At 67.2% G+C, this 13,704-nt stretch carries 13 protein-coding genes and 1 riboswitch; of the genes, 9 read left to right on the forward strand and 4 right to left on the reverse strand.

From position 1 onward, the window contains the following. Nucleotides 1-48 precede the first annotated feature (48 nt). The 8 genes from atpA (at nt 49) to sugE (ending at nt 6,669) form a co-directional block, all read left to right on the forward strand. A complete protein-coding gene (gene atpA / locus ACW175_RS00410) occupies nt 49-1,581 on the forward strand; it encodes a F0F1 ATP synthase subunit alpha (RefSeq protein ID WP_099575430.1) in 1,533 nt (510 codons plus the stop codon). Nucleotides 1,582-1,591: 10 nt separating this feature from the next. Then, nucleotides 1,592-2,221, forward strand: coding sequence for a pseudaminic acid biosynthesis-associated methylase (locus tag ACW175_RS00415; protein ID WP_492102716.1), 630 nt, complete (start codon nt 1,592-1,594; stop codon nt 2,219-2,221). 7 nt (nt 2,222-2,228) lie between these two features. Beyond that, nucleotides 2,229-3,107, forward strand: a complete 879-nt coding sequence (locus ACW175_RS00420; protein WP_099575432.1) for a F0F1 ATP synthase subunit gamma — start codon at nt 2,229-2,231, stop codon at nt 3,105-3,107. A 47-nt stretch (nt 3,108-3,154) separates the two neighbouring features. After that, nucleotides 3,155-4,792: a F0F1 ATP synthase subunit beta gene (gene atpD, locus ACW175_RS00425; protein ID WP_492102717.1), complete on the forward strand. Its 1,638-nt coding sequence runs from the start codon at nt 3,155-3,157 to the stop codon at nt 4,790-4,792. Then, a complete protein-coding gene (locus tag ACW175_RS00430) occupies nt 4,792-5,043 on the forward strand; it encodes a hypothetical protein (RefSeq protein ID WP_492102718.1) in 252 nt (83 codons plus the stop codon). The genes atpD and ACW175_RS00430 overlap by 1 nt, the downstream gene beginning before the upstream one ends. Beyond that, nucleotides 5,043-5,303, forward strand: coding sequence for an ATP synthase F1 subunit epsilon (locus ACW175_RS00435; RefSeq protein WP_492102719.1), 261 nt, complete (start codon nt 5,043-5,045; stop codon nt 5,301-5,303). The genes ACW175_RS00430 and ACW175_RS00435 overlap by 1 nt, the downstream gene beginning before the upstream one ends. Before the next feature lie 168 nt (nt 5,304-5,471). Then, nucleotides 5,472-6,215 carry a hypothetical protein gene (locus ACW175_RS00440; protein ID WP_492102720.1) on the forward strand — a complete coding sequence of 248 codons (744 nt, stop codon included), beginning with the start codon at nt 5,472-5,474 and terminating at the stop codon, nt 6,213-6,215. 130 nt (nt 6,216-6,345) lie between these two features. Then, entirely contained in the window at nt 6,346-6,669 is a 324-nt protein-coding gene (gene sugE / locus ACW175_RS00445; RefSeq protein WP_492102721.1) for a quaternary ammonium compound efflux SMR transporter SugE, read from the forward strand. On the opposite strand, the gene ACW175_RS00450 is transcribed toward sugE, so the two are convergent. From ACW175_RS00450 to ACW175_RS00465, 4 genes are read right to left on the reverse strand one after another with little or no spacing between them, the layout of a single operon-like run. Further along, complete coding sequence (locus ACW175_RS00450; RefSeq protein WP_492102722.1) at nt 6,666-7,415, reverse strand: alpha/beta fold hydrolase; 750 nt, start codon at nt 7,413-7,415, stop codon at nt 6,666-6,668. The genes sugE and ACW175_RS00450 overlap by 4 nt on opposite strands. 58 nt (nt 7,416-7,473) lie before the next feature. After that, entirely contained in the window at nt 7,474-8,886 is a 1,413-nt protein-coding gene (locus ACW175_RS00455; protein ID WP_492102723.1) for an alpha/beta hydrolase, read from the reverse strand. Between the two features lie 23 nt (nt 8,887-8,909). Beyond that, entirely contained in the window at nt 8,910-9,398 is a 489-nt protein-coding gene (locus ACW175_RS00460) for an RNA pyrophosphohydrolase (protein ID WP_492102724.1), read from the reverse strand. 22 nt (nt 9,399-9,420) lie between these two features. Continuing rightward, on the reverse strand, nt 9,421-10,599 hold the full coding sequence (locus ACW175_RS00465) for a divergent polysaccharide deacetylase family protein (protein ID WP_492102725.1): 1,179 nt from the start codon (nt 10,597-10,599) through the stop codon (nt 9,421-9,423). Between the two features lie 291 nt (nt 10,600-10,890). Then, nucleotides 10,891-11,005, forward strand: a riboswitch (glycine riboswitch). Nucleotides 11,006-11,290: 285 nt separating this feature from the next. On the opposite strand from ACW175_RS00465, the gene ACW175_RS00470 reads away from it, so the two are divergent. Beyond that, nucleotides 11,291-13,681, forward strand: coding sequence for a TonB-dependent receptor (locus ACW175_RS00470; RefSeq protein WP_492102726.1), 2,391 nt, complete (start codon nt 11,291-11,293; stop codon nt 13,679-13,681). Nucleotides 13,682-13,704: the final 23 nt, after the last annotated feature.

Genomic DNA, 13,704 nt, shown 5'->3' on the forward strand with positions numbered 1-13,704 from the left:
CTTTAAGTAAGCGCCAGAAAAATTAGATCGCAGAGAGCCCAGAAGACCATGGACATCCGCGCCGCCGAGATTTCGGCCATCCTCAAGTCGCAGATCGCCAACTTCGGCGAAGAGGCCGCCGTCTCGGACGTCGGCCAGGTGCTGTCCGTCGGTGACGGCATCGCCCGCATCTACGGCCTGGACAACGTCCAAGCCGGTGAAATGCTGGAATTCCCGAAGGCCGGCGTGAAGGGCATGGCCCTGAACCTCGAGCGCGACAATGTCGGCGCCGTTATCTTCGGCCAGGACCAGGCCATCAAGGAAGGCGACGAAGTTCGCCGCCTCGGCGAGATCGTCGACGTGCCGGTCGGCCGCGGCCTGCTGGGCCGCGTCGTCAACCCGCTGGGCGAACCGATCGACGGCAAGGGCCCGATCGAGTTCACCGAGCGTCGCCGCGTCGACGTCAAGGCGCCGGGCATCATCCCTCGCAAGTCGGTGCACGAGCCCGTGCAGACCGGCCTGAAGTCGATCGACACCCTGATCCCGGTTGGCCGCGGCCAGCGCGAGCTGATCATCGGTGACCGTCAGACCGGCAAGACCGCCGTCGCCATCGACACCATCCTGAACCAGAAGGCCGTCAACGCCGGCAAGGACGAGAGCGCCAAGCTCTACTGCGTCTATGTCGCCATCGGCCAGAAGCGCTCGACCGTCGCCCAGATCGTCAAGACCCTGGAAGAGCACGGCGCCCTGGAATACACGATCGTCGTCGTCGCCTCGGCCTCGGAGCCGGCCCCGCTGCAATACCTGGCCCCGTTCTCGGGCTGCGCCATGGGCGAATGGTTCCGCGACAACGGTCTGCACGGCCTGATCATCTATGACGATCTGTCCAAGCAAGCCGTCGCCTATCGTCAGATGTCCCTGCTGCTGCGCCGCCCGCCGGGCCGCGAAGCCTATCCGGGCGACGTGTTCTACCTGCACTCGCGCCTGCTGGAGCGCGCCGCGAAGCTGAACGAAGACAACGGTTCGGGCTCGCTGACGGCTCTGCCGATCATCGAAACCCAGGCCAACGACGTGTCGGCCTACATCCCGACCAACGTGATCTCGATCACCGACGGCCAGATATTCCTGGAAACCGACCTGTTCTATCAGGGCATCCGCCCGGCCGTGAACGTCGGCATCTCGGTGTCGCGCGTCGGCTCGTCGGCCCAGATCAAGGCGATGAAGCAAGTCGCCGGTCCGATTAAGGGCGAGCTGGCCCAGTATCGTGAAATGGCCGCCTTCGCGAAGTTCGGCTCGGACCTGGACGCCTCGACCCAGAAGATGCTGGCCCGCGGCGAGCGCCTGACCGAGCTGCTGAAGCAGCCCCAGTACGCCCCGCAGTCGGTCGAAGAGCAGGTCTGCGTGATCTACGCCGGCACGCGTGGTTATCTGGACAAGATCCCGACCTCGTCGGTCCGCCGCTTCGAGACCGAGCTGCTGGCTCGCCTCCACAGCGCCCACAAGGACCTGCTGGACGGCATCCGCACCAAGAAGGCCCTCGACAAGGACCTGGAGAACACGCTGAAGAGCGCGCTCGACAGCTTCTCGGCGACCTTCGCCTAAGGCGAGGCGGATGGCTGACGCCCCCAAGACCCTGGACGCCTGGTCCGGCGAGTTCGGCGACCGCTATACCGAGCGGAACGCCGTGACCGTCGACGCCGTGCGCGGCCGGGCGTCGGCTTGGGGGCAGGTGCTGCCGCGTCTGGTCGGCGATCCGCCCAAGAGCATCCTGGAAGTCGGTCCGAACGTCGGACTGAACCTTCGGGGTCTTCAGGCGATCACCGACGCCGAGCTGTGGGCCATCGAGCCCAACAGCAAGGCCCGCAAGCAGATCCTCGGTGACGGCGTCCTGCCGCCCGAGCGTCTGTTCGAGGGCTTCGGGCACAGCATTCCGCTGGCGGATGGCGCGGTCGACCTGGCGTTCACCTCGGGCGTTCTGATCCACGTGGATCCGACCCAGCTCGAGGCGACGATGCGCGAGATTCATCGCGTGTCCGCCAAGTACGTCCTATGCGCCGAGTATTTTTCGCCGAAGGCGGAAACGATTACGTACCGAGGCGAGACGGATCTTCTGTTCAAGAATGATTTCGGCTCGCTCTATTTGGATCTGTTCCCGGATCTGGTGCTGGTTGATTACGGGTTCTTCTGGAGAAGAACGACCGTGATGGACGACACCACCTGGTGGCTGTTTAGGAAGGTCTGATAGGCGGATGGCAAGCCTAAAGGAAATGCGCAATCGGATCTCGAGCGTCAAGGCGACGCAGAAGATCACGAAGGCGATGCAGATGGTGGCGGCGGCGAAGCTGCGCCGGAGCCAGGACGCGGCGGAAGCCGCCCGTCCGTACGCTCGGCGCCTGGCTTCGGTGATCGCCAACCTGGCCGCCGGCGTGTCGGGCGACGGGGCTCCGGCCCTGCTGACCGGCACGGGGCGCGACGATCGGCACCTGATCATCGTCGCCGCGGCCGATCGCGGCCTGGCCGGCGGCTTCACGTCGTCGATCGTGCGGGCCGCGCGCCAGCGGATCGACAGCCTGATCGCCGAGGGCAAGGACGTGAAGATCGTCTGCGTCGGCAAGAAGGTCAGCGCCCAGCTGAAGCGTCCCTACGGCGCCCAGGTGGTCGAGAACTTCGATCTGTCGGCCTATCGCCAGTTCACCCTGTCGGTCGCCCAGCCGATCGCCGACGTCGTCACGCGCCTCTACGAGGCCGGCGACATCGACGTGGTCACGCTGTTCTACAGCCAGTTCAAGTCGGTGGTCATCCAGACCCCGACGGCGCTGCAGCTGATCCCGGCCGTGGTCGACGGCGCCGCCGCTCCCGCGACGGGCGCTTCGGCGGTCTACGAGTACGAGCCCTCGGAAGAGGCCATTCTCGAGACCCTGCTGCCGCGCAACCTGACGGTTCAGATCCTGTCGGCCCTGCTGGACAACATGGCCGGCTTCTACGCCAGCCAGATGACCGCGATGGACAACGCCACGCGCAACGCCGGCGACATGATCAAGCGCTACACCCTCGAGTATAACCGTTCCCGCCAGGCCCAGATCACCAAGGAGCTGATCGAGATCATCTCCGGCGCCGAAGCCGTCTGATCCAAGCCTAACGACACAAGCACGCAGAGACCGAAAGACCGCAAGCCATGGCCAAGACCCCGACTAAGGCTCCCGCCACCGAAACGCCGGCCGCCGCCGCCAAGAAGCCCGCCGCTCCCAAGGCCGCCGCGGCGCCGAAGGCCGCTGTCGCGAAGGCTCCCGCCGTCGCCGCTAAGGCTCCGGCCGCCAAGAAGCCGGCCGCCCCGAAGGCCGCCGCCGCTCCGGCCAACGCCGCCTTCAACCTGGACGGCGCCACCGGCCGGCTGGTGCAGATCATCGGCGCCGTCGTCGACATCGAGTTCGACGGCCCGCTGCCGGCGATCCTGAACGCCGTCGAGACCACCAACACCGCCACCGGCCAGCGCCTGGTGTTCGAAGTCGCCCAGCACCTGGGCCAGAACACCGTCCGCGCCATCGCCATGGACGCCACCGAAGGTCTGGTTCGCGGCCAGCCCGTGCGCGACACCGGCGAGTCGATCCGCGTTCCGGTCGGTCCGGGCACCCTGGGCCGCATCATGAACGTCATCGGCGAGCCGATCGACGAGCAGGGCCCGATCCGGTCGGACATCTACCGCACGATCCACCGCGACGCCCCGACCTTCGCCGAGCAGACCAACACCGCTGAAGTGCTGGTCACGGGCATCAAGGTCATCGACCTGATGTGCCCCTACACCAAGGGCGGCAAGATCGGCCTGTTCGGCGGCGCCGGCGTCGGCAAGACCGTGACGATGCAGGAGCTGATCAACAATATCGCCAAGGCTTACGGCGGTTACTCGGTTCTGGCCGGCGTGGGTGAACGCACTCGCGAAGGCAACGACCTCTATCACGAGATGATCGAGTCCAACGTCAACACCGACCCGAAGGCCAACAACGGCTCGACGGAAGGTTCGCGTTGCGCCCTGGTCTACGGCCAGATGAACGAACCCCCGGGCGCCCGCGCCCGCGTCGCCCTGACCGGCCTGTCGATCGCGGAGTACTTCCGTGACGAAGAAGGCAAGGACGTGCTGCTGTTCGTCGACAACATCTTCCGCTTCACCCAAGCCGGCGCCGAAGTGTCGGCTCTGCTGGGCCGCATCCCCTCGGCCGTGGGCTATCAGCCCACCCTGGCCACCGAGATGGGCAACCTGCAGGAGCGCATCACCTCGACGAACAAGGGCTCGATCACCTCGGTCCAGGCCATCTACGTCCCGGCCGATGACTTGACCGACCCGGCGCCCGCCGCCTCGTTCGCCCACTTGGACGCCACCACCGTTCTGTCGCGCGACATCGCCGCTCAGGCCATCTTCCCGGCCGTCGATCCGCTGGACTCGACCTCGCGGATCATGGACCCGCTGGTCATCGGCGAAGAGCACTACAACGTGGCCCGCTCGGTCCAGGAAGTCCTGCAGCAGTACAAGTCGCTGAAGGATATCATCGCCATCCTGGGCATGGACGAACTGTCGGAAGACGACAAGCTGGTCGTGTCGCGCGCCCGCAAGATTTCGCGCTTCCTGTCGCAGCCCTTCCACGTCGCCGAACAGTTCACCAACACGCCGGGCGCCTTCGTCCAGCTGAAGGACACGATCCGCTCGTTCAAGGGCATCGTGGACGGCGAGTACGACCACCTGCCGGAAGGCGCCTTCTACATGGTCGGCGCGATCGAGGAAGCCGTGGCCAAGGCCGAAAAGATGGCGGCTGAAGCCTGATGACCGAAGACACGGAACTGGCCGGTTTCTGCTGCGAGGAGCTGGCGGAGGCGGTGTCTCCGGACACCAACGCCGGTCTGATCGAGCATGACAGCGGCCTGATCCTGCTGAACCTCGGCGAGCGGGAAGAAGAGGGCGAGACCGGCTTGATGCTGGCCACGATCCACTTCTGCCCGTTCTGCGGGACCGAAATCCAGACCGACGAAGACATCGAGGCCGCCCTGGGCGGCGTCGAGGAGACCTTCAACTGATGGCCAAGCTGCACTTCTCTCTGGTCGCCCCCGAGCGCGAACTGTTCTCCGGCGACGTGGACCTGGTCCAGGCTCCGGGCGCCGAGGGCGACTTCGGCGTCCTGGCCGGCCACGCCCCGTTCATGACCACCCTGCGCGAAGGCAAGGTGACCGTGAAGGACGGCGCGACGACCAAGGTGTTCGACATCCAGGGCGGCTTCGCCGACGTCGGTCCGGAAGGCCTGACGATCCTGGCCGAGCACGCTGTCGAAGCGGCCTGATTCAGGTTTGCTACGTGTTCTGAAACGCCCTCGGTCCCCCGGATCGGGGGCGTTTTCGCGTGCGGAGCGACCACCTATCGCGTCATGAGTGAGAAAATTACACTTGTGGCCTAATCTTGGTCTTAATCCGTAGCCATAAGGGTTGCGAGGGACCGCCCGTCGGTTTTAATGCCGACCTCTCGTCTTGTTGGGGATATCCAGCCTATGCGCCTTGCGCTCGCCAGCCTGATCGCTCTCGGCGCGGTCACCACCGCCGTCGCCCAGGAACAAACCGCCGCTCCGACTCCAGCCGCTGCTCCGGCTCCCGCCGCCGCGCCTGCTCCGGCGCCCGCCGATCAGACCGCTCCGGCCTCGCCAGACCAGGCCGCTCCAGCCGTCGCCGCGCCCGCCGCTGGCGCTGCTCCGGCCGAGACCTACACCGCGCCGGTTCGCGGTCCGCGCACGACCGATCCGCTGTCGGTGCGCCTGATGGACGTGCTGGACAAGGTCTGCAAGCCGTCGGTCGCCGGCGGCGACTTCGCCCAACTGGTCAAGGACTACGGCTTCAAGAAGAAGAAGGAGCAGTGGGTCTTCGCGCTCGAGAAGCCCTACAACATCACCCTGGATAACCCGGGCTCGAACAAGAACGTCTGCACGATCACCATCGACTACGCGCAGACCCCCGAGCAGGCCCAGGAACTGGCCAACGCGCTGCACGACTACGCCACCTGGGAAAACAGCCCGCAGCTGCGCCTGATCCGCAACGACCAGACGGTCGGCAGCGACTTCCGTCGCTTCACGGTGTCGTGGGACGACGCCTGGGCCGGCGGCCATGCCGGTCTGGTGTTCATGCGCCTGAAGAAGACCGACGAAACCTCGGTCGGCAAGAACTTCGAACGCGCCCAGATCCTGTACAGCACCACCAGCCGCTAAGGCTGCCTTGCCCCTTCCGGGGTCTGGACATATCTAAGCGAGGCGCGGGGGACGACCCTCGCGCCTTTCGCTTTTCGCGAAGGACGTAAGTCCGGGGACGACCCCACCTTTTCGCAGAAAGGGGCTTGTCGTGGCCTGGATCATTCTCTTCATCGCTGGTCTGTTCGAAATTGGCTGGGCCGTGGGCCTGAAGTTCACCGAGGGCTTCACCAAGCCGATCCCGATCGCGCTGACCGCCGTCAGCCTTGTGCTGTCCATGGGTCTGCTGGGCTGGGCGGTGAAGACCCTGCCGCTGGGCACGGCCTACGCCGTCTGGACGGGCGTGGGCGCCGTCGGCACGGCCATTGTCGGCATCGTGCTGTTCAAGGAGCCGGCGACGGCCGCCCGGCTCGTCTGTCTGGGCCTGATCGTGGCCGGCATCCTGGGGCTGAAGGTGTTCACGCCGGCGATTTAAGCCGCCGCGCGGCCCTCGTCGGCGATGAACGCCAGGCAGCGCTCGGCGACCGCCTCCCAGCCGGGCTCGCCGGGCAGCCAGTGGCTCATCTCTGGGAAGACCTCGAGGCTCCCGCCCAGGCGCGCGGCCGTCTGGCGGACCGTGGCGGGCGGGTGGATGACGTCCTGCCCGCCGGCGACGGCCAGCACCGGGCAGCCCGGCGCCGAGACCGAGGTGGTCATGAACGGATCCAGCCACCAGTTCAGCGTCTCCCACAGGGCTCGGCCGCTCTCGGCCGTCATGCGGGCGAAGATCGCCTTGCGCTCGGGGCGTTGCAGCCGGTCGACGCTGTAGCGGCGCACGACGCCATAGTCCGGCGCGATGGCTTGCAGCCAGTAGGGGCCGAGGCTGTAGAGGCTGACGGCCGAGACCGCCTCCTCCAGGCTCGCGCCCGAGACACCCCAGGGCGCGGAGGGGGCCAGCAGGATCAGCTTGGCGACCTTGGCGCGGCTGGCGGCCATCTGGGCGACCAGGCCGCCCATCGAATGGCCGATCAGGATCGGCGGCGTCTCGCAGGTTTCGATCAGGCGCGCGATCTGCCGCGCGTAGTCGCTCATCGAGACGCCGGCGGCGCTGCTGGCGCCATCGTGACCGATCAGGTCCGGCGTCATGACGCGATGCCCCGCCGCCTCGAACGGCGCGCGGAAGGCGTCGAAGGTCCAGCCGCCGCAGAAGGCGCCGTGGACCATGATCACGGGTGCGCGCATGGACGCCCTAAAGAAAACCCCGCCGACAAGGTCGTCGGCGGGGATCAGCCTACACGGTCTACTTCGCCTTGGGCGAGGTTTTGGCGGCCGCCTTTGTCGCAGACGCCTTGGCGGCGGTCTTGGGCGCGGCGGCTGCTTTCGGAGCCGCGGGCTTCGGGGCGGCGGCGGCCTTGGGAGCCGCAGCCTTGGGCGCGGCCTTGGCGACGGCCGGTTTCGCGGCCGCGGCCTTCGGAGCGGCCTTGGCGGGAGCCGGAGCGGCCTCGGCCTTCGGCTTGGCCGGGGCCTTGGCGGCCGGAGCAGCCTTCGGGGCCGGAGCAGCCTTGGCGGCGGGCTTCGGCGCGGCGGCGGCCTTGGCCGGAGCCTTCACGGCGGGAGCCTTCGCGGCAGGCTTCGGCGGGGCCTCGGCCTTGGCGGCGGGTTGCGCCGGAGCCTTGGGCGCCGCCTTCGGAGCCGCTTCGGCCTTCGGCTTGGCTTGCGCCTTTGGGGCGGCAGCCTTAGGCGCAGCGGCCTTCTTCGGCGCGGGCGCGGGCTTCTCGGCCGCCGGCGCGGGCGCCGGAGCGGCCGCCACAGGGGTTGGCGCGGGCGCCGGCGCGGGGGCAGGAGCCGGTTCCGCCGCCTTCACGGGCGCCGGTTCGGGCGCCTTGGCCGGAGCCGGGGCGGGCGCTGGGGCCGGAGCGGCCGTCGCGGCCGGAGCTTTGGTCTTGCCCGTCAGCCAGGCGATCACGTCGTCGAGGATCTTCATCGTGTTGGGCTCGTCTATGAGATAGTGGGCGTTGTTGGGATAGATCTTGAGGTCGGCGGTCGCGTACTTGCGGCCGAGGCGCTGGACGTCGTCCAGCGGCGTGGTGCGGTCCAGGGCGCCGGCGTTGATCAGGATCGGCACGGTCACCTTGGTTTCGTCGACATAGGCCGTCTTGTGGACGTCCTTGCGCGGCCAGGCCAGGTCGGCCAGCACTTGGCCGCTGTCATAGACCATCGTGGCGTAGAGCGCGTCGTGACGCGCGGCCGGCACAGCGTTCATGACGCCGAACTTGAAGCCGGGCTTCCACATCTTGCCCGTCCGGGTCTCGGGCTTGGACTGCAGCGCCATGTTCAGGAAGGTGAAGACCGGCGAGAGCTTGGGCTTGCCGCGCGCGTCGGCCGGCGAGGCCGGGGCGAACAGCACCAGGGCCGACGCATGGCCAGCCTCGGCGACCTTCTGGGCGATCAGACCGCCCATCGAGTGGCCGAAGACCAGCGGCTTCTGGCCGGTCTCCTTGGCCAGGGTCTGGGCCAGGGCGCTCATCTCGGCGACGTAGTCGGCGAGGGTGAGCCCGGCCAGGCCCGCGCGCGGGCCCTCGACCGTGCGCACCGCCGATCGGATGGTTGGCGCCACCACGCGATAGCCTTCGGCCTTCAGCCGTGCGGCGACAGGACCCCAGACGTCCCCCGCGCAGCCGTAGCCGTGAATCAGCAGAACTGTATCCGCCATTCGGTACTCCCCTGCGCGGGAGCTCAGCCGCCGCGCGCGAACCCCTGGAACGCGGCGACCACGACTTCGTAGACCCCGCGCTTGAAGGGTACGATCAGTTCGGGTGCTTCGTCGAGCCTGCCCCATTTCCAGGCGTCGAACTCGACGTGGTCGTCCGCTTCCAGATCGATCTCTGACTCGTCGCCGATGAAGCGATAGGCGAACCAGACCTGCTTTTGCCCAAGCCAGCCGCGCGAGCGCTTTTCGTTGGCCAGAACCTCGGGCGGGAAGTCGTACGTGATCCAGCCTTCGGTGCGGCCCAGCAGCGCGACGGAGCTGACGCCGGTCTCCTCGGCCAGTTCGCGGCGGGCGGCCGCCTCCAGGTCCTCACCGTCGTCGACCCCGCCTTGCGGGAACTGCCAGTTGTAGGGCGGGGCTTGCTTGTCGCGCCGACCCAGCCAGACGCGGCCGTCCGGATGGAACAGGACGACGCCGACGTTCGGGCGGTGCTTGGGATAGTCGAGCTCGGTCATGCCGAGCCTTGTTCCACGAGTTCTAGCGGCGCGCCAGCGCGGAGGCCGGAGCCAGCTGGATGCCGCGCGCCTGCAGGCCGGCGGCCCAGACGCGCACCTGATTGATGGTCACCGGATAGGCGAAGCCCGAGCCCAGCGACTGGCCGCGACTGGCCGCGCCGGTCTCAAGGGCCTTGAGCTGGGTGTCGATGGCGCCGGCCGAGAGCTCGTCGTCGATCACCCGGTCGGCGGAGGCGCGGGGGATCGGCCCGGCCCGGCGGGCAGCCAGGCCGTCGTCGACGAAGGCCAGGCCCCGGGACTTCAGCACGCCGTTGAAGGTGGCCATCGCCTGGTCATTCTCGACGAAGCGGGCGCCCAGATAGTTCGACAGGCCGAAATAGCCGGTGGCGCGCGACATCAGCCACTCCAGCTTGCGCACGGTGTCTTCTGGCCGGTTGGCGGCGATCAGGGTGTAGGGACCCGGATCGTTGGCCGGATAGTCGGCCGGCTCCATCGGGGTCTCCAGTAGCACCTCGTGGCCGTGGGCGCGGGCCAGGTCGATCCAGCCCTGCAGGCCTTCGGCATAGGGCGCGAAGGACAGCGTGATCTCGCCCGGCAGGGTCTCGATCGCCGCGCGCGTGGTCTGCGCGTTGAGACCGAGGCCGCCGATGACCATGGACACCTTCGGGCGGCCGTTGGGCGTGAACGGGCGGGCATAGGCTTCGGCGGCGGTGCGGCCGTCGGCCCCGATAATCGGCAGCGGGCCGCCGCCGGGACCGGGCGCGGTCAGGCCGGCGATGGGCGCCTGGGCCAGGCCAGGACCCTGCTGGATCGGCGGCAGGTTCTGCGGGCCCTCGGCGGCCGGCGCCGCCTCTTCGGGCTTCACCGGGGCGAAGGGATTGGCCGATAGGCCCAGCTGGCCGGGGACCAGCTCGGCGCCATGCGGATCCTCGCCGCCCAGGCCCTCGCGCCAGCCTTCGGGCGCGTTCTTGGTGGCGCCGATCTTGGTCAGCTCCAGGCGAATCACCGGCGAGCCGGCGTGCGGGTCGCTGGTGATCAGGACCAGCGTCGCCAGCGAGGCCAGGAACAAGCAGGCCGCGCCGCTGGCGCCGATGAAGGGATTGCTGACCGCGGCCATCAGCTTGGCGCGCAGATCGCCGGACCCGCCCGGAGCGGGCGTGGCGGCGGCATAGGCGGGCTTACGCGAAAAGGAGACGGCCATGACCTCTTCAGGCTAGCGGGCAAGCTTCGAATATATGGTTAACGAGATGTGGTCGGATGGCGTTCTGAGGGCCTTCGCGCCGCGGCGCGACGACGCGGGCGCCGCTGAAATTGGCGTTTTCTGCAAGCGCCGCGGGCGCTGAACGCAGAGTACGGTCACGGGGGGGCTGATCGGTTGACGGGTCCGGCTCTGGCTCATTCCCTGGACTCCTCTCGCGGGAGAGATCGGGCCCCGGCCCGGCGCTGAAGGCGAAACCGCCCCGGAAACGCTCAAGCAGAAGGACCGCGCGAGATGTTGAACGCTGGAAAGCAGGGCGCTTAACGCCCTCGCCGAAGGAGCAAGGCGACCGCCCGTCCGTTAGAGACGGGGCGCTGAATCTCTCAGGCCCAAGGACAGCGGGGGTGCGAAGGCGAGCCGTCCTGGCCCGCTCAGACCCACGCGTGCGCCAATGCGGATCTAGATATTCTTACTTATCGACATAGCCAAATGTAATGAACGCGATCGTCACATGCGACTTTCGTGAGATATCTGTCAAATGTACAAGATGATATCGTTTGAAGTGTTCATAAATCGAACATGGATGCGCAACGTTTCCACTTTGCGATTATGTGAATGCGGCCCGAGAAATTCTTAGTTTACCTGCGATGAAGCGTTGATGACGCTGCCCTGGTCAAAATGATCGGGGATAGTCATGACCACTCGCATACCTGCACGCGCCGCCGTTCGTCTTAGGGCGCTGTTGCTCGCCGCCTCGGTTCTGGGGAGCGCCACGCCGGTCCTGGCCCAGGAAGCCGACAAGGCGGCCGAACTGGAAACGGTCGTGGTGACGGGCAAGCGCCTGTCGGAAGCCAGCGTCGCCATCGGCACCGACCACGCCACGGCCACCGTCTCGATCACCCGCGAGGCCCTGCTGTCCGCGCCGGCCGGGATCACCGGCCTGAAGATGCTGGAGAGCCTGCCGGGCTTCAACGTCCAGGCCAACGACGCCCTGGGCATGTACGAGTTCGGCAACTCGGTCTCGGTGCGGGCCTTCAACTTCCAGCAGATCGGCTTCCTGCTGGACGGCATCCCGATGGGCCGCAGCGACCAGTTCGGCGGCAGCCCGATCTATCGCTATGTCGACAACGAGAACCTGCTGCGGGTGACCGCCTCGGCCGGGGCCGGCGACGTCGCCCTGCCCAGCTATGCCTCGCTGGGACCTATCGTCGACTACTTCACCCAGGCCCCGTCGGAGGAGATGGGCGGCGCGATCAGCCAGACCTTCGGCAGCGACAGCCTTCGCCGCACCTTCCTGCGCCTGGAGTCGGGCAAGGTCGGTCCGCTGTCGGGCTATGTCAGCGGGTCGTGGATCAAGGGCGACCTGTGGCGCGGCCCGGGCACGATCGATCGCAAGCACTACGAGGGCAAGCTGAAATACGATCTGCCCAACGGCGGCGACATCAGCTTCCAGACCGTCCACAACGACTATTTCGACTATGACAGCCCGTCGATCACCAAGGCCCAGTACGCCGGGACGGCGGGTGACGTGTTCGGCCGCCAGGGGCGCTATTTCGCCTATCTCGGCGCGGTGCCGCTCTCGACGCCATTCGGCTCGCCGCTGGCGACCCCGACGGGCAGCCTGCCCGAAACTACGGCGGGGGTCCCATACTCCAACGCCAACTACGCCCAGTACTACAAGTTCGCGGTCAACAAGCGGAAGGACCACCTGTACGGCCTGACGCTGAACACGCCGATCACCGACAATTTCGACCTGACCACCACGGCCTACTACGAGGACAAGGGCGGCTACGGCGTCTCGCCCGAGGCCTATGCGACCTCACTGAGCAGCTACAACGCCGAGAAGGGCATCGTGGCCGGCATCGTCGCCCCGCGCGGCATCCAGTACGGCCTGTCGGGCATCGACGGCATCCGCAAGGGCGTCACCGCCAAGGTCGCCTGGCATCTAGGCTTCAACAAGATCGAGGCCGGCCTCTGGCTGGAGAACGACGACTATCACCGCACCCAGAACCGCTACAACGTCGAGAACGGCAATCCCGACGGCAAGCCGCTGTTCAACGAGCGGGTCCACGCCCAGCGCGACTACAAGTCGCTGCGCGAGACCAAGCAGTTCTTCGTCAAGGACACCGTCACCCTGCTGGACGCCAAGCTGAAGCTGGAGCTGGGCTTCAAGGCCACCGACATCGACTACAAGATCGCCGGCTATCGCAACCCGAACGACTACATCCTAAGCCGCCACCCGATCCTGAAGGACAACTGGAAGGACAGCTTCCTGCCGCAGGTCGGCGCGGTCTACAACGTCACCGGCCGCGACCAGGTGTTCGCCTCGTACTCCGAGAACATGGCCCTGCCGCGCGGCGCCGACGACATCTTCTCGGCCGCCAGCCCCACCGTCGCCGGTCCCGATCCCGAGACCTCGACCAACTGGGAGCTGGGCTACCGCGCCAACCACAAGACCTTCAACGCCTCGATCGTGGCCTACCAGACCGAGTTCAAGAACCGCCTGCAGGCCTTCGCCTCGCTGGTGCCCGGCGGCGGCGGCACGACCGAGACCTTCTACCAGAACGTCGGGGCGGTGAAGGCCAAGGGCGTCGAGTTCAGCGGCCAGTGGAAGCCCGAGGTGTTCGCCGGCAAGGCCTATTTCAACGCCAACGTCTCGTACAACGACGCCAAGTTCCAGGATGACGTCCTGAACTACCGCGCCAGCACCACAGCGGCGCCGATCACCCTGGCCGTCGCCGGCAAGAAGGTGCCGGACTTCCCCGACTGGGTGTTCCAGGGCGGCGTGACGCTGGAGCCGTTCGACGGCCTGCTGATGAACATTTCGGCCCGCCACCTGGAGAGCCGCTTCACCAACTTCGTCAACAGCGAGAAGGTCGGCGCGTACACCATCGTCAACGCCTATATCGACATCGGCGACGGCTTCTCGGCCGGTCCGTTCAGTCAGGTCAAGGCGCGGGTCAATATCGATAACCTGCTGGACAAGGACTATCTGGGCACGATCAACACCACGGTGAACACGGCCGCCAGCTTCCGTCCGGCCTCGCCGCGCACGATCCAGTTCACGATCTCCGCCGACTTCTAGTCCCCGCCTCCGGTCGGCCTCTG

Source organism: Caulobacter sp. FV1ye6ST (assembly GCF_058681225.1).

Excerpts from the sequence above, each read along its gene's own strand:
- atpA (WP_099575430.1), top strand. The coding sequence starts at position 49 with ATGGACATCCGCGCCGCCGAGATTTCGGCCATCCTCAAGTCGCAGATC.
- ACW175_RS00415 (WP_492102716.1), top strand. The coding sequence starts at position 1,592 with ATGGCTGACGCCCCCAAGACCCTGGACGCCTGGTCCGGCGAGTTCGGC.
- ACW175_RS00420 (WP_099575432.1), top strand. The coding sequence starts at position 2,229 with ATGGCAAGCCTAAAGGAAATGCGCAATCGGATCTCGAGCGTCAAGGCG.
- atpD (WP_492102717.1), top strand. The coding sequence starts at position 3,155 with ATGGCCAAGACCCCGACTAAGGCTCCCGCCACCGAAACGCCGGCCGCC.
- ACW175_RS00430 (WP_492102718.1), top strand. The coding sequence starts at position 4,792 with ATGACCGAAGACACGGAACTGGCCGGTTTCTGCTGCGAGGAGCTGGCG.
- ACW175_RS00435 (WP_492102719.1), top strand. The coding sequence starts at position 5,043 with ATGGCCAAGCTGCACTTCTCTCTGGTCGCCCCCGAGCGCGAACTGTTC.
- ACW175_RS00440 (WP_492102720.1), top strand. The coding sequence starts at position 5,472 with ATGCCGACCTCTCGTCTTGTTGGGGATATCCAGCCTATGCGCCTTGCG.
- ACW175_RS00450 (WP_492102722.1), bottom strand. The coding sequence starts at position 7,415 with ATGCGCGCACCCGTGATCATGGTCCACGGCGCCTTCTGCGGCGGCTGG.
- ACW175_RS00455 (WP_492102723.1), bottom strand. The coding sequence starts at position 8,886 with ATGGCGGATACAGTTCTGCTGATTCACGGCTACGGCTGCGCGGGGGAC.
- ACW175_RS00460 (WP_492102724.1), bottom strand. The coding sequence starts at position 9,398 with ATGACCGAGCTCGACTATCCCAAGCACCGCCCGAACGTCGGCGTCGTC.
- ACW175_RS00465 (WP_492102725.1), bottom strand. The coding sequence starts at position 10,599 with ATGGCCGTCTCCTTTTCGCGTAAGCCCGCCTATGCCGCCGCCACGCCC.
- ACW175_RS00470 (WP_492102726.1), top strand. The coding sequence starts at position 11,291 with ATGACCACTCGCATACCTGCACGCGCCGCCGTTCGTCTTAGGGCGCTG.